This window comes from Limimaricola sp. G21655-S1 (assembly GCF_027213785.1).
GTDB lineage: Bacteria > Pseudomonadota > Alphaproteobacteria > Rhodobacterales > Rhodobacteraceae > Limimaricola.
In genome coordinates this window covers 1-302 of sequence record NZ_JAPWGO010000165.1, presented here as the reverse complement: position 1 = coordinate 302, position 302 = coordinate 1, and the positions used below count along the sequence as shown (strand labels likewise).

1 protein-coding gene is annotated in these 302 nt (G+C 51.0%); it reads left to right on the top strand.

Features of this window, described 5'->3' with window-relative positions:
• Positions 1–277 (top strand): type IV secretion system protein (locus tag O4G76_RS20310; protein ID WP_306467400.1); only part of this gene is annotated, 277 nt, incomplete at its 5' end.
• Positions 278–302 lie beyond the last annotated feature (25 nt).

Sequence of the window (302 nt, the reverse complement as noted above, 5' to 3'; positions counted from 1 at the left end):
TGTGGCCAGTCTCGATGCTTCGTATCGAGGGGCTATGGAACGCCTCGATGGCTTGGAGCAAATGATGGCTCAGGTTGGTAAGACCCCTACAGCGAAGGAGTCTGCCGACCTTACATCCCGAATAGCAGTTGAACAGGCTCTACTCCAGAGTGAATCCAATCGGATAAATCTCATGGTGGCGATGCAAAACGCCCAGCAACGTCAGCTGGAATCAGAACAGAAGGCGCTGATGAAAAAATCACTGAACACGGAGGGGACAAGCATCCCTCGCTTCTGATTTTCTCATGCGAAAAAAGGTAGAC